General features: G+C 62.8%; 22 protein-coding genes. 5 read left to right on the top strand and 17 right to left on the bottom strand.

All coding sequences use genetic code 11. The features are described from left to right. Positions 1-91 precede the first annotated feature (91 nt). Both ACEVBK_RS00920 and ACEVBK_RS00915 read right to left on the bottom strand, forming a co-directional pair. Positions 92-622, bottom strand: a complete 531-nt coding sequence (locus ACEVBK_RS00920; RefSeq protein ID WP_375056770.1) for a fimbrial protein — start codon at positions 620-622, stop codon at positions 92-94. An 81-nt stretch (positions 623-703) separates the two neighbouring features. Then, on the bottom strand, positions 704-1,246 hold the full coding sequence (locus tag ACEVBK_RS00915; RefSeq protein WP_375056769.1) for a fimbrial protein: 543 nt from the start codon (positions 1,244-1,246) through the stop codon (positions 704-706). 1,364 nt (positions 1,247-2,610) lie between these two features. Between ACEVBK_RS00915 and ACEVBK_RS00910 the strand changes: the two genes are divergently transcribed. Both ACEVBK_RS00910 and ACEVBK_RS00905 read left to right on the top strand, forming a co-directional pair. Continuing rightward, entirely contained in the window at positions 2,611-3,657 is a 1,047-nt protein-coding gene (locus ACEVBK_RS00910; RefSeq protein WP_375056768.1) for an META domain-containing protein, read from the top strand. A gap of 36 nt (positions 3,658-3,693) precedes the next feature. Then, on the top strand, positions 3,694-4,026 hold the full coding sequence (locus tag ACEVBK_RS00905; protein ID WP_375056767.1) for a hypothetical protein: 333 nt from the start codon (positions 3,694-3,696) through the stop codon (positions 4,024-4,026). Here the strand turns inward: ACEVBK_RS00905 and ACEVBK_RS00900 are convergent. From ACEVBK_RS00900 to ACEVBK_RS00890, 3 genes are all read right to left on the bottom strand, one after another. Continuing rightward, positions 3,973-4,599: a LysE family translocator gene (locus ACEVBK_RS00900; protein ID WP_375056766.1), complete on the bottom strand. Its 627-nt coding sequence runs from the start codon at positions 4,597-4,599 to the stop codon at positions 3,973-3,975. The two genes, ACEVBK_RS00905 and ACEVBK_RS00900, sit on opposite strands and share 54 nt — an antisense overlap. After that, a complete protein-coding gene (locus tag ACEVBK_RS00895) occupies positions 4,599-5,207 on the bottom strand; it encodes a LysE family translocator (protein WP_375058492.1) in 609 nt (202 codons plus the stop codon). Before ACEVBK_RS00895 ends, ACEVBK_RS00900 begins: the two co-directional genes overlap by 1 nt. A 97-nt stretch (positions 5,208-5,304) precedes the next feature. Then, positions 5,305-6,234, bottom strand: coding sequence for a LysR family transcriptional regulator (locus ACEVBK_RS00890; RefSeq protein WP_375056765.1), 930 nt, complete (start codon positions 6,232-6,234; stop codon positions 5,305-5,307). A gap of 198 nt (positions 6,235-6,432) precedes the next feature. Here ACEVBK_RS00890 and yjjG point away from each other — a divergent pair, with 198 nt between their 5' ends. Next, entirely contained in the window at positions 6,433-7,107 is a 675-nt protein-coding gene (gene yjjG, locus ACEVBK_RS00885; RefSeq protein ID WP_375056764.1) for a pyrimidine 5'-nucleotidase, read from the top strand. 413 nt (positions 7,108-7,520) lie between these two features. On the opposite strand, the gene ACEVBK_RS00880 is transcribed toward yjjG, so the two are convergent. Further along, a complete protein-coding gene (locus ACEVBK_RS00880; protein ID WP_375056763.1) occupies positions 7,521-8,372 on the bottom strand; it encodes a bifunctional allantoicase/(S)-ureidoglycine aminohydrolase in 852 nt (283 codons plus the stop codon). Positions 8,373-8,542: 170 nt separating this feature from the next. Here ACEVBK_RS00880 and ACEVBK_RS00875 point away from each other — a divergent pair, with 170 nt between their 5' ends. Then, the gene (locus tag ACEVBK_RS00875) at positions 8,543-9,424 is read left to right on the top strand and encodes a LysR substrate-binding domain-containing protein (RefSeq protein ID WP_375056762.1); all 882 of its coding nucleotides are present in this window, start codon (positions 8,543-8,545) and stop codon (positions 9,422-9,424) included. A 34-nt stretch (positions 9,425-9,458) separates the two neighbouring features. Here the strand turns inward: ACEVBK_RS00875 and ACEVBK_RS00870 are convergent, their stop codons facing one another. The 3 genes from ACEVBK_RS00870 to ACEVBK_RS00860 are packed head-to-tail and all read right to left on the bottom strand — an operon-like array spanning position 9,459 to position 15,246. Continuing rightward, complete coding sequence (locus ACEVBK_RS00870; RefSeq protein ID WP_375056761.1) at positions 9,459-10,838, bottom strand: efflux transporter outer membrane subunit; 1,380 nt, start codon at positions 10,836-10,838, stop codon at positions 9,459-9,461. Beyond that, complete coding sequence (locus ACEVBK_RS00865) at positions 10,831-13,998, bottom strand: efflux RND transporter permease subunit (protein ID WP_375056760.1); 3,168 nt, start codon at positions 13,996-13,998, stop codon at positions 10,831-10,833. Before ACEVBK_RS00865 ends, ACEVBK_RS00870 begins: the two co-directional genes overlap by 8 nt. Positions 13,999-14,010: 12 nt before the next feature. Then, positions 14,011-15,246 (bottom strand): efflux RND transporter periplasmic adaptor subunit, encoded by a 1,236-nt coding sequence (locus ACEVBK_RS00860; protein ID WP_375056759.1) that lies wholly within the window; start codon positions 15,244-15,246, stop codon positions 14,011-14,013. Between the two features lie 246 nt (positions 15,247-15,492). Here ACEVBK_RS00860 and ACEVBK_RS00855 point away from each other — a divergent pair, with 246 nt between their 5' ends. Then, positions 15,493-16,104: a TetR/AcrR family transcriptional regulator gene (locus ACEVBK_RS00855; protein WP_375056758.1), complete on the top strand. Its 612-nt coding sequence runs from the start codon at positions 15,493-15,495 to the stop codon at positions 16,102-16,104. A gap of 698 nt (positions 16,105-16,802) precedes the next feature. On the opposite strand, the gene ACEVBK_RS00850 is transcribed toward ACEVBK_RS00855, so the two are convergent. The 8 genes from ACEVBK_RS00850 to ACEVBK_RS00815 form a co-directional block, all read right to left on the bottom strand. Next, positions 16,803-17,093: a DUF6616 family protein gene (locus ACEVBK_RS00850; RefSeq protein WP_375056757.1), complete on the bottom strand. Its 291-nt coding sequence runs from the start codon at positions 17,091-17,093 to the stop codon at positions 16,803-16,805. A 17-nt stretch (positions 17,094-17,110) separates the two neighbouring features. Beyond that, positions 17,111-17,950 (bottom strand): MurR/RpiR family transcriptional regulator, encoded by an 840-nt coding sequence (locus ACEVBK_RS00845; RefSeq protein WP_375056756.1) that lies wholly within the window; start codon positions 17,948-17,950, stop codon positions 17,111-17,113. A gap of 30 nt (positions 17,951-17,980) precedes the next feature. Further along, positions 17,981-18,709 carry an amino acid ABC transporter ATP-binding protein gene (locus ACEVBK_RS00840; protein WP_375056755.1) on the bottom strand — a complete coding sequence of 243 codons (729 nt, stop codon included), beginning with the start codon at positions 18,707-18,709 and terminating at the stop codon, positions 17,981-17,983. Continuing rightward, positions 18,696-19,346 carry an amino acid ABC transporter permease gene (locus ACEVBK_RS00835; protein WP_375056754.1) on the bottom strand — a complete coding sequence of 217 codons (651 nt, stop codon included), beginning with the start codon at positions 19,344-19,346 and terminating at the stop codon, positions 18,696-18,698. The genes ACEVBK_RS00840 and ACEVBK_RS00835 overlap by 14 nt, the downstream gene beginning before the upstream one ends. Next, on the bottom strand, positions 19,343-20,008 hold the full coding sequence (locus ACEVBK_RS00830; RefSeq protein WP_375056753.1) for an amino acid ABC transporter permease: 666 nt from the start codon (positions 20,006-20,008) through the stop codon (positions 19,343-19,345). The genes ACEVBK_RS00835 and ACEVBK_RS00830 overlap by 4 nt, the downstream gene beginning before the upstream one ends. A gap of 11 nt (positions 20,009-20,019) precedes the next feature. Continuing rightward, the gene (locus ACEVBK_RS00825; protein WP_375056752.1) at positions 20,020-20,829 is read right to left on the bottom strand and encodes a transporter substrate-binding domain-containing protein; all 810 of its coding nucleotides are present in this window, start codon (positions 20,827-20,829) and stop codon (positions 20,020-20,022) included. 263 nt (positions 20,830-21,092) lie between these two features. Beyond that, complete coding sequence (locus ACEVBK_RS00820; protein ID WP_375056751.1) at positions 21,093-21,794, bottom strand: GntR family transcriptional regulator; 702 nt, start codon at positions 21,792-21,794, stop codon at positions 21,093-21,095. A 205-nt stretch (positions 21,795-21,999) separates the two neighbouring features. Beyond that, positions 22,000-23,466, bottom strand: coding sequence for an NCS1 family nucleobase:cation symporter-1 (locus tag ACEVBK_RS00815; protein ID WP_375056750.1), 1,467 nt, complete (start codon positions 23,464-23,466; stop codon positions 22,000-22,002). Positions 23,467-23,503: the final 37 nt, after the last annotated feature.

The following is a 23,503-nucleotide window of genomic DNA, read 5'->3' as shown; positions in this document are numbered from 1 at the left end:
AACAATAAATTGCGCTGCATATCAATAAACAGAGCGATAAAAAACGCTCTTGTTCGTCCACTATCCACGGCACCGTTAATAAAAACGGAAACTAGTAATAATCCACTTTGAAACGAATCGAGGAATGATAGCTCCCGGCTCTTAGCGAGGAGCCATTACCCACCAGGGCCATGGAGTAATTCAGCCTCATTGCTCCCGGTACCACCTCACCCTCCGGCAGAGGAGCACCCGGTCTGGCTATATTCCCCAGGCTGTCTGAAATCTGCAGGGCAACGCCCTCGACGTCACCTTCGACCCCAAAAAGCCCGTTATCCGCCCGACCATCGAAGGTCACCTGGAAAGATCGCCAGGGGGGCAAGGTTTCGCTGGGCCGGGACAAGCTACAGCCGATCAGCTTGATCGAGAAAGGGCGATCGAGCCCCCGACCATCCCGAATAAGCTGGCCGACCGGCAAGGTGGCCATCTCGATGGCCTGGTCGCGGCTTTCCGTATCGATGGCGCAGGCGGTTTCGATAACGGCCCCCCGCACATCGACCCGCCCCTGGCCCTGAGACCAGGCATGGCCACTCAGCAACGAAAGAGACAGGCAGGACGCCACGACACAGTGCACTTTTCCGAGCATCGACAGCTCCGATAGTTGTCTATGCCGGAAGAAGGCATGCGGAAGCTTTTCCGCATGCGCAGCCCCCGGCGTGAGGAGGGCTTAGTTGTAGGCCAGGGTAAAGTCGGCCACGCCGGCGAAATCGCCCGGGACGATAGCTTCGGCCTTGCCTTCACCCTGCAGGTAGGCGGAATACAGCAGGGTGTTATTACCGAGGGAGACAGCCTGACCGGCAGTCGCCTTGCCCAGCTTAATAGGGTTACCTACGTCATCGGTGATCACGATACCGGCACCCTTGGCCTGACCGGTAATGCCCAGCTTGCCGCTGGCGGTCTCGGCACCGGTAAAGGTCACGGCCACTGAAGAGGCGGTTTCGAAGGTGCAATTTTCCAGATCGATGGAGAAGTTTACCGGGGTAGAGGCACCGGTGCCGTTGCCGGCCTGCAGGGCCGCATTGGAGATTTGGCCCAGTTCCACTACCTGCTCGATGGTGTCGGGAGAAATGGAACAAGGCGCATCGATGATGGAGCCGGTAAAGGTAACGGAACCATGACCTTGATCGGCGGCATGGGCGACAGTAGCCCCCCCAAATACCAATGCAGCGGCAGCGATAAATTGGCTAACTTTAGTTTTAGTAAAAGTCATTGAGATAATTCCCTAACAAGTGAACAAATAAACACCATCGCGAGTAAGATGGTCATCATGAAAAACGTCGCACCCAATTTTGGTGACGAGAGAGAGAATACAAGCTCCCGCCCTCCTCCAAAATGGGACCCGGCCTAGAGAGCTGTAGGAAAATTCCCACAATATGAATCATGCCGCCAACGGCGTTGGCTTATGGAAAGATTGTGAAACCCTGATCGGGTGAATATCGAGGAGTAAGTTTAATAGGGGGATGATTATCTGCTTTCATTTCCACGAAGGCGGAAGTGAAAAATATGATACAACTAAGGCGACCGAAAAATATCTGACCGAATAAACCGGCAACACTCTTTATAAAAAATTAAATACTTTAAATACACTCCCGTATTCACGGTTTTCCTGCATAAGCGCCTTCTTCGCCATTATTTAATCACAGATAGCCTAGGCTGGATTATTTACGCGAATAAATTCGCGTCAGACTGCTGACAAAGTTGCGTCGTTCTCAGGCGGAAGTCCAGTGCAATACGTCATGGTTCTCCGCCTTCGCGGGGATGACGGCAGTTGCAAACGGTGATAAAGGGAAATATCTGGCAAAAACGCAGGTAATGGGCTTTGTCCTCAAGCTGACAGAGCTGCGTCGTTCGCGAAGGCGGGAGTCCAGTGCAATACGTCATGGGCCTCAGCCTTCGCGGAGATGACGGCAGTTGCAAACGGTGATAAAGGGAAATACCTGGCAAAAACGCAGGTAATGGGCTTTTTCCTCAGGCTGACAGAGCTGCGTCGTTCTCTGTAGTCACTCCCGCGAAGGCGGGAGTCCAGTGCAATACGTCATGGGCCTCAGCCTTCGCGGAGATGACGGCAGTTGAAAGCGGTGATAAAGGGAAATACCTGGCAAAAACGCAGGTAATGGACTTTGTCCTCAAGCTGACAGAGCTGCGTCGTTCTCTGTAGTCACTCCCGCGAAGGCGGGAGTCCAGTGCAATACGTCATGGTTCTCCGCCTTCGCGGAGATGACGGCAGTTGCAAACGGTGATAAAGGGAAATACCTGGCAAAAACGCAGGTAATGGGTTTTTTCCTCAAGCTGACAGAGCTGCGTCGTTCTCTGTAGTCACTCCCGCGAAGGCGGGAGTCCAGTGCAATACGTCATGGTTCTCCGCCTTCGCGGAGATGACGGCAGTTGCAAACGGTGATAAAGGGAAATATCTGGCAAAAACGCAGGTAATGGGCTTTTTCCTCAGGCTGACGCGAATAAATTCGCGTCTACCCGTGACATGGGTTTCAGCAGGCCGCTGTTGGCTTTATCAGGCTCCCCTCCCCGCCCTTCTTCCGCTAAGCTTGACCAGAATATGTTCCATCGGAGTCTGTTATGAAGTCCTCGCTGTATTCCGTTCTGCTGCTGCCCCTGGTATTACTGCTGTCGGCCTGCGCTAACCCCAAGCCGGGCGGCTGGCAGGTACTGGCCCCGGGTGAACCCGAGCTGAGCTTCACCGGCCTGGTGCATTACCTGGAGCTGGAAGGCGGCCTCTATCTTATCCGCGACGCCGGCGGCACCAACTACCACCCCATCAACCTGCCCGACGCCTTTCGCCGGGACGGCCTGGCGGTGGAGGTGGAAGCCCGGCGGCGGGACGACCTGCTGTCCATCGGCATGGTCGGCCCCATGATCGAGCTGCTGCGCATCCGCCGGACCGAACCCGAGCCCACCGCGCCCCTGCCGGGCAGCCAGTGGCGGCTGGAAGACCTGGGCGGCCGGGGCGTGCTGGACCGGGTGCCGGTCACCCTGGCTTTCCCCGAGCCGGGCCGGGTCGCCGGCTTCGCCTCCTGCAATTTATTCGGCGGCAGCGCCGATATCGACGGCGAGCAGATCCGGATAGGCGGCCTGGTCGCCACGCAAAAAAGCTGCACCGAGGCGGTGGAGCATCAGGAACGGCGGTACCTGGCGGCGCTGGCAGGCACCGAGCGCTTCACCACCCTGGGTCCCTTTCTCTACCTGCATGGCCCGGACTATCCCCAGCCGCTGAAGTTTATCCGTATCGAGGAAGAAGAACGGTTGATGGGCGACTGGACCATCACCGCCCATCACCTGCCCGGCATCGGCGCCATGAGCGAAGCGGAGGCCGCCGCCTGGCACGGCCGGCGGCTGCAACTGCGCTTTCCCTGGGCCGAGTGGGAGGGCGAACGTTGCGAGCAGCCCCGTTACCGGCTAAGTTCCCTCGAACCAGGCTCCCTGCTGGCCGACTACCGGCTGGCCCCGGGCAGCCTGCCGTCTCTGGAGTCGGCGCCCCGGCCGCAGCGGCTGGAGATTGCCTGCGACCAGCAGCCCTGGCTCACCTTGCTGGTGCCGGATCAACAGCGCCTGCTGCTGCCCAGGGACGGCACCTTTTTCGAACTTCGGCGCAACGACGACCACTGATAAACCACCGACAGCAACCACGAGGAACACGACAAGATGACCTGGGGATGGGTAACATTGGGCACGATCGCCCAACTGATGCTGGCCTATATGTTGTTTATGATGGCCATTTTCGCCGGGGCCGGCGCCGCCAACGGTGCCGAACTCAGCCGGCTGCAACTGCAGATACTAACGCTGGCCATCTACGTACTGCCGGCCGTCCCCGTGTTCAGCGGCGTGGTGGCTGTACCGGGTCGGTGCCTCGGCCGTCGGCTACTGGTGGTACGCCCTGCCCTTCGCAGTGGCCGCACTCTATTTCCTCTACGTCGGCCGGCTCTAACCCCGGCTCAGGGCGATACGCGCCCCCAGGCCCAGCAACAGCAGGCCTGAGCCACCCTCCAGCGCCCGGGTGTAACGGGCGCCGGCGGGGTTGCCGAACACCAGCCCGCCCAGGCAGGCGTAGAGACTATTGCTCACCGTGGCCAGCAGGCTGAACAGCAGGCCGAGCAGCACCAGCTCGGCGGCGGGATTGGCCGCATTCAGGCTCACGAACTGGGGCAGGAAGGACAGGAAGAAGATGGCCACCTTGGGATTGAGCACGCTCACCACCACCCCCTGGCGGAACACGCCCCGCGCCGGCACGCCGCCAACCTCCGGCCGCAGGGGCGAGGTACCGCGCCAGCAGTTGCGCAGCGCCATCACGCCGAGATAGAGCAGGTAGCAGGCGCCCAGGTACTTCACCAGACCGAACAGGAAGGCCGAACTCAGGATCAGCGCCGACAGCCCCAGCACGGCGGCGGCGGTGTGCACCAGGTAACCCAGGCCCAGCCCCAGGGCGGCCTTGAGTCCGGTGCGCAGCCGGCCACGCATGGTGCTGGACACCACATAGACCACGTCCGGCCCCGGGATCAGGTTGAGCGACAGGGTGGCGATAACGAACATCAGCAGGGTATGGGCTTCCATCAGAACACCACCTTCAGCGCCAGCCCCAACAGCACCAGCCCGCTGAGCTTGTCGATCAGCCCCGACTTGGCCTTGAGCCACACCAGCACGGGCCCACGCGACAGTGCCAGGGCCACCAGCAGGTACCAGAGGGCATCGATGCCGCCGGCGGTGAGCATCATGATGCCACCCTGCTGCCAGCCGGTATCGGCGCGCACGAACTGGCTGAACAGGGCCACGAAGAAGATGGCGAGCTGGGGATTGAGGAAGGCCACCATAAAGCCCTCGAAGGCACCCCGGCGGCCGCGTACCCCGTGCACCCCCGGCTCGTTCCCACCGCTACCCGGCTTTGCCAGCAGCGCCTTCAGCCCCAGCCAGGCGAGAAAGGCGGCGCCACCATAGCGGATAACGTCGAACAGCAGCGGATTTTTGGTGATCAACAGCGCCAGCCCCAGGGCGGTGATCAGGGCATAGAGCCCCACTCCCAGGCCATGGCCCAGGGCGGTGGCCACGCCGTGCCCCTGGCCGCCCCGCACCGTGTTGCGGATCACCAGGGCCAGGCTGGGCCCGGGGCTGACGGCCCCCATCACGCAAATCGCCGCCAGTGCCAGCCAACTGGTCAGTTCCATCATCTTCCTCTCTTGTCACCGGGGTTCTGAGTCTCAGCTTAATACCGCCCTAACCATGCCCATAATGAAAGTTAAGAATATAATCCATAACCAAAGGCTATAGTTTGGTGCGACTCTCCCGCACCGTGCGTTGCAGGTGCTCCCGCAGGAAAGGAAAGCACAGCTCCCGGAACCAGCGGTGGGCCGGATCCTGGTGGTGGCGCTGGTGCCACATCAGGTGATACTGCTGACTCCGGGTGGCGAATGGCAGGGCGGTGTAGGCCAGGGGATGCCCCTGGGACAGCTGCCAGGCGATATGGGCCGGGGTGGTCAGCAGGCAGTGGGTGCGGCACAGCACCTCCACCGCCGCCTGGAAGAAGGGCACCCGGGCGAACCAGCGTCGGGTCAGCCCCAAGGGCGCCAGCACCCGCTCCACCGGGCTGTCCTTGTCGCCGCCGCCGCTCACCTGCAGGTGAGGCCATGCCAGGTAGTCGTCCTGGCCGAGCGGCCGGCCCGCCAGCGGATGCTGCCGGCCCATCAGCACCACCAGGCCGTCCTCCCCCTGGCTCAGGCCGCGGATAAGATCCGGCACCTGCTCGGTGATGGTGGACACCAGATCGAGCGGCGACTGCCACAGCTGGGGCAACTGGCGCTTGTCCCACAGCTCGTATTCCAGCGCCGCCCCCGGCGCCTGGCGGGCCAGCTCGGCGCAGATGTCCGGCAGAATGTACTGGGCCACATAGTCGGAGGAGGCCAGGCGGAACACCCGCTCGCAACGGGCCGGCTCGAAACCGGGGGCCGCATAGAGCCGGGCCAGGCCACCGAGCGAGTCGGCCAGTTCCCGGGCCAGCTGCTCCGCCCGGGGCGTGAGTAGCCAGCGCTGGCCCTCGCGCACCAGCAGTTCGTCGTTGAAGTCCCGGCGCAGCTGGGCCAGTTGCTTGCTTACCGAAGGCTGGCTCAGGTGCAGCAACTCGGCCGCCTGGCTGAGGTTGCGGGTGTCGAGCAGCACCTTGAGGGTGGGCAGCAAATTGTAGTTGACGTGGTGCACCTTGAGTCTTCCTGAATCGGGCCGGGCCCCTATCTTAGGGCAGCCCGCACCAGGGAGGAAGGAGACCGCAAGCAGTCCCTCATTCTCAGGTTCCGGTGAGGGTACGCCCTGTGCTTTCACGGCCAAAAAGCATACAATCCATGCCTTCTTGCCGAAAACCCTCACCAAAAGCGCGAAAGACGCTGGAGAACATAAAAAATGCAATATAAATGGATACTGTTCGACGCCGACGACACCCTTTTCCACTTCGACGCCTATCAAGGGCTCAGACGCATGTTCGCCGGCTTCGGAGTGGACTTCGGCACGCAGGACTTTGACCACTACCAGACCCTCAACCAGCCGCTGTGGGTAGACTACCAGGACGGCAACATCACCGCCGAACAGTTGCAGCACCGGCGCTTCGCCGGCTGGGCGGAACGGCTGGCGGTCAGCCCCCACGAGCTGAACAGCGCCTTTCTCTGTGCCATGGCGGACATCTGCGCCCCCCTGCCCGGCGCTAGGGAGCTGATCGACGCCCTGACCGGCCGGGCCCGGCTCGGCATCATCACCAACGGCTTTACCGAGCTGCAGCAGGTACGGCTGGAACGTACCGGCTTCAGGGACGCCTTCTCCCCCCTGGTGATCTCCGAGCAGGTGGGCCTAGCCAAGCCGGATCCGGGCATCTTCGAGCACGCCCTGGACCTGATGGGCCAGCCGCCCAGGGAGCAGGTGCTGATGGTGGGCGACAACCCCCATTCCGACATCCTCGGCGGCCTCAACGCCGGCCTGCACACCTGCTGGCTGAACCCCGCCGGCAAGCCCGCACCCGAGGGCATCAGCCCCCACTATCAGGTGAGTTCGCTGCACGAATTGCACAAACTGCTGCTGTGTTAGAACCTGTTTACGATCTGGTGTACGAGGCCAAAGTGCACTACTCCGCCGACTCGCCGTAAACCCATCCCTGGGGGCTCGACGGCGCCATCCCTGGCGCCAACGGTCGGCGGAGCAGCACTCTTTGTCCTCTCCAAAGCTCGGTGTCGCCTGTTGGCGAGACCATCAGCCAACAACGGGGCTGGAAGAGGTAACAGGGATTACCTCCACCGACCGTCACATGCTAGGGATGGCATGTGCCGAGCGCCACAGGGATGTGCTTGAAGCGTGTCGGTGGAGGTGGCCCTGTTGACTCTTTGCTCAATGGTTACAGACAAGCTTCGCAAAGATTTAAAACAGGCTCTTACGATTTGTCCCCTCACGGCCATACGCAAAAAGGGCGGCCCGAAGGCCGCCCTTGTGATGGTAAGGCTGGCTTAGCGCCGGTTGCCGCGGTAGGCGGGCGAGGCGTTCAGCACCATATGACGGTTGATGTCCTTGTACAGCAGGTAGCGGAAGCGGGTCGGGCCGCTGGCGTAGCAGGCCTGCGGGCAGAAGGCACGCAGCCACATGTAGTCGCCCGCTTCCACTTCCACCCAGTTCTGGTTCAGGTGGTACACCGCCTTGCCTTCCAGTACGTAGAGGCCGTGTTCCATGACATGGGTTTCGTCGAAGGGGATGACGCCGCCGGGCTGGAAGGTCACGATATTGACCTGCATGTCGTGGCGCATGTCGGCGGAGTCCACGAAGCGGGTGGTGGCCCAGGCGTCGTTGGTGTCCGGCATCGGCGTCGGTTCAATGTCGTTTTCGTTGGTGACGAAGGCTTCCGGCACTTCTATGCCGTCCACGTATTCGTAGGCCTTGCGGATCCAGTGGAAGCGCACCGGTGCGTCGCCGTTGTTCTTCAGGCTCCAGTTGGTGCCGGGCGGCAGGAAGGCGTAGCCACCGGTCTGCATCTGGTGCACTTTACCTTCCAGGGTCAGGGTCATTTCTCCTTCCACCACGAACAGCACGCCTTCGGCGCCGCTGTCCAGTTCGGGCCTGTCGCTGCCGCCCTGGGGAGACACTTCCATGATGTAGTGGGAGAAGGTTTCGGCAAAGCCGCTCATCGGACGGGCGATGACCCACAGCCGGGTGTTGTCCCAGAACGGCAGGAAGCTGGTCACGATGTCGCTCATCACGCCCTTGGGGATGATGGCGTAGGCTTCGGTAAAGACCGCGCGATCGTTGATCAGCTGCGTCTGGGGCGGCAGACCGCCGGTGGGGGCATAGTAGCTATTACGGGCCATGACATCTGTCCTTTTTTATGCAAAGTGGTTGGTCTGCGCCAACGGATCAGCAGTGGTCTTGACGAGGCTGCTGTTTAAATGCTGAACACCCTGATTGTAGAGTATCGCCATTTGATTTATAAATTAAATAACTGAATGGCAACTAGTGGCTTTGCCACTGGATGGAAGGCATGAACCTGAACACCACCCTGGACCCCGTCTTGCTGCGCAGCTTTGTGGCCGTGGTCGACACCGGCAGCTTTACCCGTGCCGCCGACAGCACCCACCTTACCCAGTCCACCGTCAGCCAGCAGGTGCGCAAGCTCGAATCCCTGCTCGGCTGCGAGCTGCTGCACCGCAAGGGCCGCTACGTCACCGCCACCCTGGAGGGGGAGCGGGTGCTGAGCTATGCCCGCCGCATCCTGCAGCTGATGAACGAGGCGGTGGCCCAGACCAGCCTGAGCGCCGAACAGCAGAAGATCCGCCTGGGGGTGCCGGAAGACTTCGCCACCCACGCCATCATGCCCACCCTGTCGGCCTTCGCCAGCGAGTACCCCGGCATCAGGCTGGAAGTGAAGAGCGGCCTGTGCAGCGACATCTGGCGCGAGTTCCAGCGCAGCGACCTGGACCTGGCCCTGGTGAAGCAGCGCCAGGGCAGCGCCCCCGGCCTGGCCAGCTGGCCCGAACCCCTGTGCTGGATCGACAGCCTGCACGGCAACAGCCTGGACAGCCACCCCATCCCCCTGGTTACCTTTCCCATCGGCGGCCTGTACCGCAGCGAGATGGCGCACACCTTCGACAGCCTGGGCCGCAGCTGGCGGCTGGCCTATGTGAGCACCAGCCTGTCCGGGGTGTGCTGTGCGGTGGAAGCCGGCCTCGGCATCTCGCTGCTGCCGCGCCGGCTGGTCACCGAACGCCACCGCATCCTGGACCAGCGGGACGGCCTGCCCCCGGTGCCGGACCTGGAGCTGACCCTGCACGCCCAGGACCAGCTGTCGGCCCACAGCAAGATGCTGGCGGAGCGGCTGATCGGGGCCTGCAACCAGACCTTCGATAACCGCCTCTCCGCCTGATGCGCACCGCCGCAAACAGCAGCATGCCGAGCCCCTACAGCGGCTCGATGCCGCCACCAAAACTGCGATAAACGGCGACCAGCCGGCTGAAGCTGTCCTGCTCCTGTTGCGCCATCCGATCGCGGCTGCGCAGTTGCTCCCGCTCCGCGTCCAGCAGTTCGAGGAAGTCGCCGCTGCCGGCCTGGTAGCGGGCTCGGGCAATAGCCACCGCCTTGTTGCTGGCCTGCCACTGCTGCTCCAGTCCGAGTTGCCGCTCCCGGCCGAGGTTGTAGCCGTGCAGTGCCAGCTGCATCTCGCCCAGGGCGTCGATGACCTTTTGTTCAAACTCGGCCAGCGCCATTTGCCGACCGGCGCCGGCGGCCCGGATGCGTGCCCTGACCGACCCCAGATCCGCCGCCTGCCAGCTCAGCCCGGGGGCGATGGACCAGCTGCGCTGGTCGGAGCCGAGGGCCCAGCCGGGACCGGACACGAATCCGAGGAAACCGCTGAACGACAGGCTGGGGTACAGATCGGCGGTGGCCACGCCGATATCGGCGGTGCGCGCGGCCAGCGACCGCTCGGCTCCGGCCACGTCGGCGCGATAGCGCAGATAGTTGGTGCCGTCGGCAATAGCCACCGGCTGCGCCAGCCGCGGCAATTCGGCCCGTTCTCCCAGTTGCAGCGGGCCCGGCTTGCTGCCCACCAGCGCCGCCAGGGTCGTTTCCGCGGTCAGCAGTGCCAGTTGGTGATCCGGGAGACCGGCCGCCACCTCCAGCAACTGGGCATCGATGCGCACCAGCTCCAGTTCGGAGGCCAGGCCGGCGTCGAAACGGGCCTGGATAATGTCCCTGGTCTGCCGCAGGTTGTCCAGGTTCTGCCGGGCAACCTCCAGCCGCAGCTGGGCGCCCCGGTATTCTCCGTAGCTGGTCGCCACCTGGCTGACCAGCCGCAGCTGGGCGTCGTGCCAGAGGATCCTGGCCTGCTCGGCTTCGGCCCGGCCCGCCTGGCTGGCTCGGCGAAGCTTACCGAACAAGTCCGGATCCCAGCTCAGGCCGAGACCGCTGCGGTAACCGCGCGCGATAACGCCATCGTCGTCGCTCGCCACGGTGCCGTTTTCGCCGGCCTGATAGCCGGCATCAAGACTGCCCTGGGGCCAGCGGTTGTTGTCCACGTCGTGGAACACCGCATAGGCCCGCTCAACATTGGCGCTGGCCTGCTCCAGCTCACGGTTGTTAGCGAGCGTCAGTTCAATCAGCCGGTCAAGGTGCGGATCCTCGAACACCTGCCACCAGCTCAGGGCCCGCTCGGCCCGGCTATAAGGACTGCTGAAGTCGATGTCCGCCACCTGTCGCGGAGCCTGATAATCGGGGCCCACCGTGGTGCAGGCGCTCAGCAGCAGGGCGGCAACCATGGATGCAATGGTGTTGTTACGCATGCTGCAGCTCCTCGGCCGTTTGCTGTGCGGCGGCCCGGCGCTCGCCACGCCGGGCCAGCAGGTAATAGAACAGCGGTGTCAGTATCAGCCCGAACACGGTGACCCCGATCATGCCGGAGAACACGGCCACGCCCATGGCCTGGCGCATTTCGGCACCGGCCCCCGAGGAGAACACCATGGGCACCACCCCCATGATAAAGGCGATGGAGGTCATCAGGATCGGCCGCAACCGCAACCGCGCCGCCTCCAGTATCGCCTGCAGGGTAGTCATGCCCTGATCCTGCAGCTCCTTGGCGAACTCGACGATCAGGATGGCGTTCTTGGTCGCCAGCCCCACCAGCACGATCAGGCCTATCTGGGTAAAGATGTTGTTGTCTCCACCGTAGAGCAGCACGCCGCTGAGCGCCGACAACAGCGTCATCGGGATGATCAGAATGATGGCCAGCGGCAGGCTCAGGCTCTCGTACTGAGCCGCCAGCACCATAAACACCAGCAGGATCACCAGCGGATAGACCAGCAGGCCACTGTTGCCGGCCAGGATCTTCTGGTAGGTCAGCTCGGTCCACTCGTAGCTCATGCCATGCGGCAGGGTCTCCGCCAGGATCCGTTCCATCGCCGCCTGCGCCTCGCCGCTGCTGAACCCGGAGGCCGGCCCGCCGTTGATCTCGGCGGTGGTGAAACCGTTATAGCGCATCACCCGATCCGGTCCGGCAACCTGGTTGACAGTGATAAAGGAGCCCAGCGGCACCATGTCTCCGCTCAGGTTGCGCACCTTCAGCTGGCGGATTTGCTCCGGATCCTGACGAAAGGCGTCGTCGGCCTGCACATTCACCTGATAGGTGCGGCCGAAGCGGTTGAAGTCGTTGACGTAGGTCGACCCCATATAGCCCTGCAGGGTCTGGAACAGCTCATCCAGCGATACCCCCTGCTGTTTGGCCTTGGTGCGATCAATGTCCAGCTCCAGCTGCGGCACGTTCACCTGATAACTGGAAAAGATCCCCGCCAGCTCGGGGGTGGCCCAGGCCCGCTGCATGACCTGCATGTTCACCCGGTACAGTTCCTCGTAGCCCAGGTTGGCCCTGTCCTGGATTTGCAGGCGGAAACCGCCGATGGTGCCCAGGCCCATGACCGGCGGCGGTGGGAAAATGGCGACGAACGCATCCTGAATGCCTCCGAACGCCAGGTTCAGCTCGCCGGCGATGGCATTGGCCGACTGCCCGGCGCCCTGGCGTTCGGCGAAATCGCTCAGGGTCACGAACACGATGCCGCTGTTCGGGCTGTTGGTAAAACCGTTGATGCTCAGGCCGGGAAAGGCCACCGCGTGCTCGACGCTGGGGTGCGCCAGCGCGATGCGCGACATCTCCTTGATCACCGCATCGGTGCGCTCCAGCGAGGCGGCGTCGGGCAACTGGGCGAAGGCCACCAGGTACTGCTTGTCCTGCCCCGGCACATAACCGGTGGGCGTGCTGGCAAACTGCAATCCGGTCAGGCCCACCAGCGCGAGGTAGAGCACGCCGACGATGCCGCCGAAGCGGATCACCTTCCTGACCAGCCAGCCGTAGCCCTCGGACAGCCGCGCGAAGAAGCGGTTAAAGGGAGCAAACAGCCAGCCGCCCAGCAACCGGTCCATGGCCCGGGTCAGCGCGTCCTTGTGCGCACCATGGCCTTTCAGCAGCAATGCCGACAGCGCCGGGCTCAGGGTCAGCGAATTGAGCGCGGAAATAAAGGTAGAAATGGTGATGGTCAGGGCAAACTGCTTGTAGAACTGACCGGTCAGGCCCGACATGAAGGCGGTGGGAATAAACACCGCCGCCAGCACCAGGGTGGTGGCCACGATGGGGCCGGTGACTTCCTTCATCGCCTTCTGGGTCGCCGCCATCGGCGAAAGCCCGTCGGCAATGTTGCGCTCCACGTTTTCCACCACCACGATGGCGTCATCCACCACTATGCCGATGGCCAGCACCAGGCCGAACAGGGACAGGGCATTGAGGGAGAAACCCAGCAGATGCATGAAGGCAAAGGTACCGACCAGCGACACCGGCACCGCCACCAGCGGAATAATGGAGGCGCGCCAGGTCTGCAGAAACAGCACCACCACCAGCACCACCAGCAGCACGGCCTCGAACAGGGTCTTCACCACAGCCTCAATCGAGCCGCGCACAAAGACCGTCGGGTCGTACACGATGGCGTAGTCCACCCCGGCCGGGAAGGACTCCGCCAGCTCGGCCATCCTGGCCCTGACGTCGTTGGAGATCTGGATGGCATTGGAGCCGGAGGCCTGGAAGATCGGAATAGCGACCGCTTCCCGGTTATCCAGCAGGGAACGCAACGCGTAGTTGTCGGCTCCCAGTTCAACCCGGGCCACATCCTTCAGTCGGCTGATCTCCCCGTCGGGGCCGACCTTGATGATGATGTCCTCAAACTCTTCCACCGTGCTCAGCCGGCCCTTGACGTTGATCAGCAGCTGGAACTCGGACTCCCGGCTGGGCTGGGCCCCCAGGCTGCCGGCGGCGGCCTGCTGGTTCTGCTCGCCGATGGCGTCGATGATCTGCCGGGGCGACAGGCCCAGGGCCGCCACCCGGTGCGGATCCAGCCACACCCGCAGACTGTATTCCCCGGCACCGAACAACCGCACGCTGCCGACGCCCTTGATCCGCGCCAGCTCGTCCTTCACGTTCAGCGCCGCATAGTTCGACAGGTACAGCATGTCGTGACTGTCATCGGGCGAGGTCAGGTGCACCACCATGGTCAGGTCCGGCGACGACTTCTCGGTGACCACCCCCAGCCGCTGCACTTCCTGCGGCAGCCGCGGCATGGCCCGGTCGACCCGGCTCTGCACCTGGGTCTGCGCCCGGTCGACATCGGTGCCGATGGCAAAGGTGATGGTCAGCGTCATCCGGCCATCGGACGTCGCCTGGGAAGACATGTACAGCATCTGCTCCACGCCGTTGATTTCCTGCTCCAGCGGCGAGGCGACGGTCTCGGCGATCACCTTGGGATTGGCGCCCGGATAGTTGGCGGTGACCACCACGGTCGGCGGCACCACGTCCGGGTATTCGGTAATGGGCAGTTGCCATACCGCTATGGCGCCGGTGAGCACGAAAATCATCGAGATCACCGCGGCGAAGATCGGTCTTTTGATGAAGAATTGCGAAAACATGGCTCCAGCTCCTTAACCGCGATCGCGAACCGGCTCGGCCCGGGCCGTCAGCCCGGCTCCGGCCTTGTCCAGCAATGCCTGACTCGCCCGCAGGTCGTTCAGCTGCCCGGCCTCGGCCATGTCCACCGGGGTGGGCGTGACCGTCATCTCGGGCCTGACCCGCTGCAGACCATTGACCACTATCCGCTCATGCGGGCTTAGCCCGGCTTTGATGATGCGCAGGCCGCCAACCCTTCCTCCCAGGGTCACGCCGCGGTATTCCAGCCGATCCTGGTCGTCGACCACCAGCACGAATTTATGGTTCAGATCGGTGCCTATTGCCTTGTCATCGATCAGCACGCCCCGGTAGCTACCGCTGCCGGCCAGCCTGATCCGGGCAAACAGGCCCGGCAGCAGGCTGCCGTCCTGGTTGTCGAAGCGGGCCCGCAGGCGGATGGTGCCGGTGTGCTGATCGACCGCGTTGTCCACGAAGTCGATGCGGCCGACACGATCGAAGTCGCCGTTACCGGACAGGGCCATAAACACGGGGTTGTCGTCCTCCCGGGCATCGGCCCGTAGCCCCTCGCGGCTCAGGGTGGCGTATTTGAGGTAGCTCTGTTCGTCCACATCGAAGTAGGCATGCATTTCCTCGGTGGAAACGATACGCGTCAGCGGGGTCTGGCCGGCGCTGACGTAGTTGCCGGCGGTGACCTGGGCGTAGGACACCCGGCCAGCGATAGGCGCCGTCACCCGGGTATACGCCAGATCCAGCTCGGCCCGCTGCAGGGCGGCCGACACCGAGGCGACCGCCGCCGCCGTCTGATGCTTGCGCGCCAGCCTGGCATCCAGCACCTCTTCGGCGATGGCGCGTCCGGCCCGCAGCGCATTGGCCCGCCGGTAGTCGCTGTCGGCCAGCCTGAGCGCCGTCTGCGCGCCCTGCAGTTCGGCCTGCAGGCGCGTCACCTCCGCCTGAAAGGGAGCCGGGTCGAGCTGGAACAGCACCTCGCCGGGCTCGACCAGGCTCCCTTCCCTGAAATGCACCTGCTGTACATAGCCCGAAACCCTGGGCATCAGCACCACCGTCTCTGGCGCCTGCAGCCGGCCGGTGAATTCATCCCACTCGGTGATGCGTTCATGGAGCACGGTGGCGACCTGTACCTCGGGCGCGGCGGACGCCCCCGCCGCCGCTTGCGGACGTTCACACCCAGCCAGCAGCACGCTGGCCAGGCTTGCAAAAATAATGTTTCTGATGACGCTGTTGCTGTTCACGACGATATCCTCAAGGCGCTTGACGGTGGCTGGCGCCGACCCGCGGGTAGCCACTTAGTTTTGTACCGATGAGTAAATATATAGGGTGGGGAATGACAGTCAATTAATTTTATACCTATGAGTACAAAATACTTTCATCGGCCCGCGCGCCGCCGCCATTTGCTTACCGGTCGGTAAATAAGCCTGCTGGACAGAGGGTTTTACGATGTTTAAGATATAAACAGTTTTTTATGTAGGAGCTTGTTTATGTCTACGGGAACCTGCCCCCCCAGTGTTGGCCGCCCACGTGCCTTCGACATGGAGAAAGCCCTGGAGAAAGCCCTGGACGTGTTCTGGAAGAAAGGATATGACGGGGCATCGCTGTCCGACCTGACCGAAGCCATGGGCATCAACAAGCCCAGTCTGTACTCCGCTTTCGGCAACAAGGAACAGCTGTTTCTGAAAGCGATCGAACTCTACGAAAAACGCCCCTGTGCCTTCTTCTACCCGGCCCTTCAGCAACCGACCGCCTACCAGGTGGCGGAGCATATGCTGTTCGGCGCGGCTACCAGCATGGCCGATACCAGCCACCCCCATGGCTGCGTGGTGGTGCAGGGCGCCTTGTCCTGCAGTGAGGCGGCCGAGACCGTCAAGGCCGCGCTGATCGCCCGCCGCCGCAACGGCGAATTGGCCTTGCGGGAACGCCTGGAACAGGCCAGGGAGCAGGGCGACCTGCCGGCCGAGGTCGATACCGCGGTGCTGGCCCGTTACCTGGGCACAGTGTTGCAGGGCATGGCCATCCAGGCCACCAACGGCGCCACACCGGAAGAATTGAAACAGGTGGCCCAACTGACCCTGGACAACTTCCCCCGCCGCTGAACCGCCATCCGGGCGGTCGCTGCAGATCGATGCCCACGCGCAATTTCGTTCAATATCCAAGCGTCACCAACGCTACCCTGTCTCTTTATAATCCTCGTCTCCAGCACTGCCGGAGACCCCCACAAGGAATGCAAAATACTGACGGTCATGTTTTCTATACTGGTTTTTGCCCTGATCGGTACCATCTCTCAGGGACCGTTCAATATTATCGCCACCAGCTCGGGGCAAACTTTGGTTTTATCAGAACCCTGCCCCATGTCCTCGGCGCAACCCAGGGATATACCCTGATCGTATTGCTGAGACAGCCGCAGCTCACCGGGACACTGCAATAATTTGGTGCCGCCTTCCTGCTCTGGATGGCGTACAGGCTGGCCAGCAAGGCCCGGGGGCAAACCAAGCCGCTACCGACCAGGTCCACACCGCTTTGCTTTATTGAAAGCACCCTAGTGCAATTGCTCAATCCCAAGGTCTGGCTCGTGTCCATGTCAGGGATTATCCTGTTCGTCAGCGCATATCCCCCCCGTTGGCGCCTATCTCGCCATGTTCTCCGCCGTCTCGTGTGCCATGTGCCTGCTCGGCGTCAGCACCTGAATTCATACAGCATTTTTTATTCCGCTTGATATGGAATTCGGCCATTCGTTATCTACCTGTCAGAGCAACCAAGTGAGCGTCAAAACCACCAGTATTTCCAGCTGCATTTACATGGTCAAAGTGATCATACCAGTCAGTAGTGCATCCCGAGTCTGAATATTCGGAAAGCACCAGATCCCCAGAAAGCGATGCTTACTTGCCTTGTCGATATTGGTATCCGTTTCACTCAGTGCCAGAACTTCGACACCAAGACTGGATAAGCCACCCATTGCAACCTGGATACCGTTGATAAACTGCTGACGCTGCTCTGCGGGCAAAGCCTGGTCATGATGCTGGGTGAAGGAGCCGTAGGGGGCCTTGAGTACCAGTTCAGTTCCCGGGGCCAGCCCGGCCAGCACCTGTTTGAAGGCGCTTTTCAGCCTAACCCCGCATCCAGCTCCTCCGTCTGCCGGTAGAGTTCGTTGATGCGGCCGATGCGCTCCCGCCCCTGCTCCAGTTGCCGGTGCAGCAGCAGGTTGCAGAGCAGGCTGACGGTGCACATGGCGGTGCTGTAGCTGTCGAAGGCGGACACCGAATCGAGCGGCAGCTCCAGCAGCCAGTCCGGGGCCTCGGCCAGCTCGGCCTGGGTCTCCACCATCAGCGCCAGCGGCACCCCGCTCCGGCGCAGGCTGGCCAGCAGCTTGGGAAACAGCGCCGGCCGGCGATGAAAAGCCACCAGGATAATGATGTCGTCAGCGTCGTAATCGACCAGCTCCTCCGCCAGGGTCTGGCCCGGCTGGGGCAGCAGCTGCACCCCGGCGCGCACCTGCACCAACTGCTGGCGCAGGTGCAGGGCCACCGGGTAGCTGTTGCGAAAGCCGATAATCCCCACCCGGCGCGCACCGGCCAGGCCGCCGATCAGGCCCTCGAGCGCGCCGTTGCCGAGCAGGGCCAGCAGTTGGGTGAGCTTGTCTTGCTCGCATTTGAGCTGGCGCTCGACCAAGCCCGCCGGGCTGGCGCCGATGGCCGCCGGTATGGGCACCCCGGATTGGCGCAGGCGGCGGTTCTCATCGCGCATCTCCCGGAAACTGTCGTAGCCGAGGCGGCGGAACAGCCGGCTGACGGTGGACTTGGACACCCCGCAGCAACGACTGATCTCCACCGAGTTGTAGGTGGCCAGATCGTCCATATGATCGAGGATAAAGCTGGCCACCCGCCGCTCCTTGGGGCTGAGTTGTGGAAACTGTGCGCGGATCTGTTCGCCAAGCTGGCTCATGCGGGTCTTTCCTGGTCGACAAGGGTTCCGCTACAGTACCGCATTGATAAAGCTCTGCAACTCGGCGGTCTGGGGCCGGGCGAACACCGCTTCGGCCGGACCGCTTTCCCACACCTTGCCCTGATGCATGAACACCACCCTGTCGCCCACGTCCCGGGCGAAGTTCATCTCATGGGTCACCAGGATCAGGGTGATGCCCTCCGCCGCCAGCGCCTCCAGCACCTTGAGCACCTCCCCCACCAGCTCGGGGTCGAGCGCCGAGGTGATTTCATCGCACAGCAGTACCTTGGGCGACATGGCCAGGGCGCGGGCGATGGCCACCCGCTGCTGCTGGCCGCCGGACAGGCGGTCCGGGTACTGGTCGAACTTGTCGGCCAGGCCGACCTTGCCGAGCATCTCCCGGGCCAGTTCCCGCGCTTCGGCCTTCGGCTGCTTCAGCACCAGCCGGGGCGCCAGCATCAGGTTCTCCCCCACCGTCAGGTGCGGAAACAGGTTGAAGCTCTGGAACACCATGCCCACGCTGCGCGCCAGCCGGCGCACCTGCACCTCGTCGCTGGTCACTTCCTTGCCGTCGACCACGATGGCGCCCTGCTGGTAGTTTTCCAGGCCGTTGATGCAGCGCAGCAGGGTGCTCTTGCCGGAACCGCTGCGGCCGATGATGGACACCACCTCGCCCGCCTTGATCCTGAGATCGATGCCCTTGAGCACGTGCAGCTCCCCGTAGTACTTGTGAACTTGTTCGATATTAACGAGTGCCATTGAATTTTTTCTCCAGGTACTGGCTGGCCAGGGACAGCGGATAGCAGAGCGCGAAGTAGAGCAGCGCCACCAGGGCGAATACCTTGAACGGTTCGAAGGTGGCGTTGTTGAGCATGGTGCCGGCCTTGGTCAGCTCCACGAAGCCGATGATCGAGGCCAGGGCGGTGCCCTTGACCACCTGCACCGAAAAGCCGACGGTGGGCGCCAGCGCCACCCGTACCGCCTGGGGCAGGATCACCCGGCTCAGGGTCTGGCCGAAACCGAGTCCCAGGCAGCGGGCGGCTTCCCACTGACCCCTGGGCAGGGTGTCGATGCAGCCGCGCCAGATCTCGGTGAGAAAGGCGCTGGTGAACAGGGTCAGCGCCAGGGCGGCGGCGGACCAGGCGGAGATGTCCAGCCCCAGCATGGCCAGGCCGAAGAAAGCCAGGAACAGCTGCATCAGCAGCGGCGTGCCCTGGAACAGTTCCACGTAAATCCGCACCAGCCACTGCAGCGACCGCCGCCGGGTCAGGCGCAGGGCGGTGAGCAGCAACCCCACCAGGGCGCCGCCGACGAAGGCGACCAGCGACAGTGCCACCGTCCAGCGTGCCGCCAGCAGCAGGTTGCGGAAAATATCCCAGTTGGTGAACTCCATCATGCCTTGGCCCTCCGGTGGCGGAACAGACGGTTGCCCAGCAACGCGAACAGTTGCCGCATCAGTATCGCCAGCCCCAGGTAGAAGGCCGCCGCCACCAGGTAGGCTTCGAAGCTGCGGAAGTTGCGGGACTGGATCAGGTTGGCGGCGTAGGTCAGGTCGGCCACCGAAATCTGCGACACCACCGCCGAGCCCAGCATGACGATGATGCACTGGCTGGTCAGTGCCGGATAAATCTTCTCGAACGCCGGGATCAGCACCACCCGGAAGAAGCTCTGCCGGGGGCTGAGCCCCAGCACCCGGGCCGCCTCTATCTGCCCCCTGGGGGTGGCCGCCAGGCCGGCACGGATGATCTCGGTGCTGTAGGCGCCCAGGTTGATCAGCATGGCCAGCAGGCCGGCCTCCCAGGCGCTCAGCTTGACCCCGAGGCCGGGCAGCCCGAAGAAGACGAAAAACAGCTGGACGATAAAGGGCGTGTTGCGAATAAGCTCCACATAGGCCCCCACCAGCGCCCGCAGGGGCCGGCCGCCGTACTGGCGGGCGGCGGCACAGGCGGTGCCGATGGCCACGCCTCCCAGCGTGGCGTAGCAGGTGAGCTCAACCGTGACCCACAATCCCTGGAGGATCAGCTCCTGGTAGGGCCACAGCTCGTTAAAGTTCAACATGGGTCCGTCCTTCAGCTGCCGAAGCCGGCCGGCAAGGGGGCTTTCAGCCAGGTTTGGGAAATGCGCTCGAGGGTGCCGTCGGCCAGGGCCTGGGCGATCAGCGCGTTGACCTTGTCGCGCAGCTCGGTTTCACCCTTTTTCAGGCCGATATAGCAGGGAGAGTCTTTCAGCATGAACTTGGCGACCGGCGCCTTGTCCGCATGGCGTTCGGCCATCTCGGCGGCCACCAGGTTGCCGGTGGCGATCAACTGCACCTGGCCGGACAGATAGGCGGAGATGGTGGTGTTGTTATCCTCGAAACGCTGGAGTCTGGCCGAGGCGGGCAACACTTTCTCCAGCTCCATGTCTTCCACCGCGCCCCGGGTTACCCCGACTACCCGGCCGTCCAGATCCCCGGCCGTCGCCACCGGCAGTTCGGCATTGCCGAACACGCCGAGGAAGAAGGGCGCGTAAACCTCGGTGAAATCGATGGCCCGCTCCCGCTCTTCGTTCTTGCCCAGGCTGGAGATCACCAGATCGGCCTTGCCGGTCTGCAGGTAGGGGATGCGGTTGGCGCTGGTCACCGGGATCAGCTCCAGCTTGAGGCTCATCTGCTCCGCCAGGTAGGCGGCCATGTCCACGTCGTAGCCCCTGGGCTTGAGATCCGGGCCGACCGAGCCGAAGGGCGGAAAGTCCTGGGGCACCGCCACCCGCAGTACCCCGCGCTGTTCGATGTCCGCCAGTTGGCTGGCCTGGGCGGAGCCGACCGCCGCCAGCAGGCCGAAGGCCGCCAGGCCGCGAACCATCATCTGTTTCAAGCTGTTCAATTTAACGAGTTCCATTACTCACCTCTGTGGGTTCCATGTATCGGGCAAACCTGAAACTTTCGATTCAGGCTGGGTGAGTTCTGCAACGATAGTGCCAGAAATACCGCCACCGCGGCCTTTGCCCGCGGTGGCGGGAATAAATGATGGAAGATCAGTCACTAACCGGCCGGGCCTCGCGGCCGGCAGAAGGCCCCGGGAGAGGCGCTGTGGGGGGGGATATGCACCTAAAAGGGGCTCAGATACCCCTTTTGGGGCAAAGGGGCGGTCCAATAGATTGTTCAGAGGTCGGCGAAGATCTCCTTGAGGTTGGCATCTTCCTCGACCGTCGGCTCCAGTTGCAGCTGTGCCTCGATTTCATTGAGGTGGTCGATCATCAGCTGCACCGCCTTGTCTACCTCATGGGCAGCAATAGCGGCCAGCAGGCCGGTGTGCTCGCTGCAGGACAAGCCGGAATGACGCGCCTTGCCCTTGAGCGGGCCGGAGCCCTGGTAGAGCGCGACGATCAGCGAAGAGCGGGGGATGATTTCATGCAGGAAGGAAGTCAACACCGGCTTGTTGGCCAGTTTGCCGATCAACAGGTGGAACTCGCCGGACAGCCGGATGCGCAGGCTCTGCTGGTTCTGCTCGAAGGCCTGGTGTTCCCGCTCGATATGCTCCTGCAACAACCGCTGTTCCCGGGCCGTGCAATGGCTGGCCAGTTCACGCACCAGTTCGGCTTCGATCAGCCGGCGGGCCTGAAAGATTTCCCGCGCTTCCTCCGGCGAGGGTTCGGCCACGAAGGCGCCGCTGTTGGGCACCAGGTTGACCAGCTTGTGGTGGGACAGCTGCAGCAGCAGCTTGCGCACGAAGCCCCGGCTCAATCCAAAGGTTTCGCTCAGGTCTTCTTCTTTCAGGCGGGTACCCGGCAACAGCTTGTGGGCGACGATGGCTTCCCAGATGCGTTGATAGACGGTGTCCAGATCATTGGTTTTATTCTGCATGGCGCTACCTTGAATACATGGCAGGCTCCCTGGTGAGGTGCTCTGAATCCCTGCCGTCTTGAGTCGGCCACCAGGGGTGCGATTACTCTGTTGGTGGAACGGATAACGCGCACAGATTAACACAGGGCTGGTATTGTCAACAATAAATGTAATGTTTTGTTAAGGAAAGAAGGGGCCCGGGCCCCTTCTCGCGCGGTACGCTTTATCAGCCGGCCTTGCTGACCCTGGGCTTGGCCTGGGGCACGGAGCTGCGCATCAGCAGCCGGTAGAAGACTCCGCCCAGGGCGGCGCCGATCAGCCAGCCGTAGCCGTTGAGATCGGCCAGCGCCGGCACCAGCACGGTGGAGATGGAGAACAGGGCTGCCAGGGCGAAGGCCATCAGCGCCTTGATGTTCCAGCCATTCTGGTAGTAGTAGTCGCCCTCGGGATCGGTGGAGAACAGCTGCTCCATGTCGAGCGTCTGCTTTTTCACCAGATAGTAGTCCACCACTATGATGCCGTAGAAGGGAGCCACGATGGCACCCAGGGCATTGACGAAGCCGGGAATGCCGATCTGGCTGATCACCGAGACCCAGAGCGCGCCCACGAAGAAGGCGACGATGGCGGTGATGAGCCCGCCAATCCGGAAGCTGATCATCCTCGGGAACAGGTTGGCCAGGTCGTAGGCCGGCGGAATGAAGTTGGCCACCAGGTTGATGCCCACGGTGGCGGCGAAGAAGGTCAGCGCCGCCACTATGGTCAGGGGCAGGGAATCCACCCGTTCCACGATGTCGGCCGGATTGGTCAGCGCCTCGCCGAACAGCACCATGGTGCCGGCGGTAATGATCAGCGCGATAAAAGAGAAGAAGGCCACGTTGAGCGGCAGTCCCACCAGGTTGCCGATTTTCATCTCCCGCTCGCTGCGCACGAAGCGGGTGAAGTCGCCGAAGTTGATCACCACGGCGGCGAAATAGGCCACCATGGTGCCGACGATGGCACTAAAGGCCGCGATGCTGCCGCCCCCGTAGCTGCCACCACCGCTGAAGATGGTACCCACCGCCGGGAGCAGCTGGTCGCCGGCCTGAACCCAGACGATCGCCATCAGCGCCAGCATCACCACGTAGACCAGGGGACCGGCCCAGTTGAGGAAGACCTTGATCTTGTCGATGCCCTGCCAGAACAACAGGATCTGAAACAGCCAGACGATGAGGAACGACAGCCAGGCGGTGCCGGACAACCCCAGGAAGCTGCTGCCGTTGCCCACGCCCCAGAGGGCGGTGAGCAGCAGGGTCACGGCGGTGGAGGCGAAATAGGTCTGCACCCCGTACCAGAAAATGCCGATGATGGCCCGCAGCAAGGCCGGGAAGTTGGCCCCGCGCACCCCCATGCTGGAGCGGATCATCACCGGGAAGGGGATGCCGTACTTGACGCTGGGCTTTCCGGTCAGGTTGACCAGCACCATCACGATAACACCGGCCAGGATGATGGCGGCCATCACCGCCCAGCCGTTCAGGCCATAGGCCAGGAACAGGGAGGCGGCCAGGGTGTAGCCGAACAGGCTCTGGATGTCGTTCGACCAGACGTTGAAAATTTCGAACCAGCCCCAGCTGCGGTCTTTGTGCTTGATGGGAGCCAGATCCTCGTTATAAAGCAGAGGATCGATATTTTTGATCTCGAGTTCCTTATCTTCCATACAATCACCTCGGGTTGTTGAGCTTACGTTCTGCCTC

The organism is Zobellella sp. DQSA1 (genome assembly GCF_041950555.1).
Classification (GTDB): domain Bacteria; phylum Pseudomonadota; class Gammaproteobacteria; order Enterobacterales; family Aeromonadaceae; genus Oceanimonas.
Note: the sequence above shows the minus strand (reverse complement) of the source record. Positions and strands in the feature narration are given on the sequence as shown.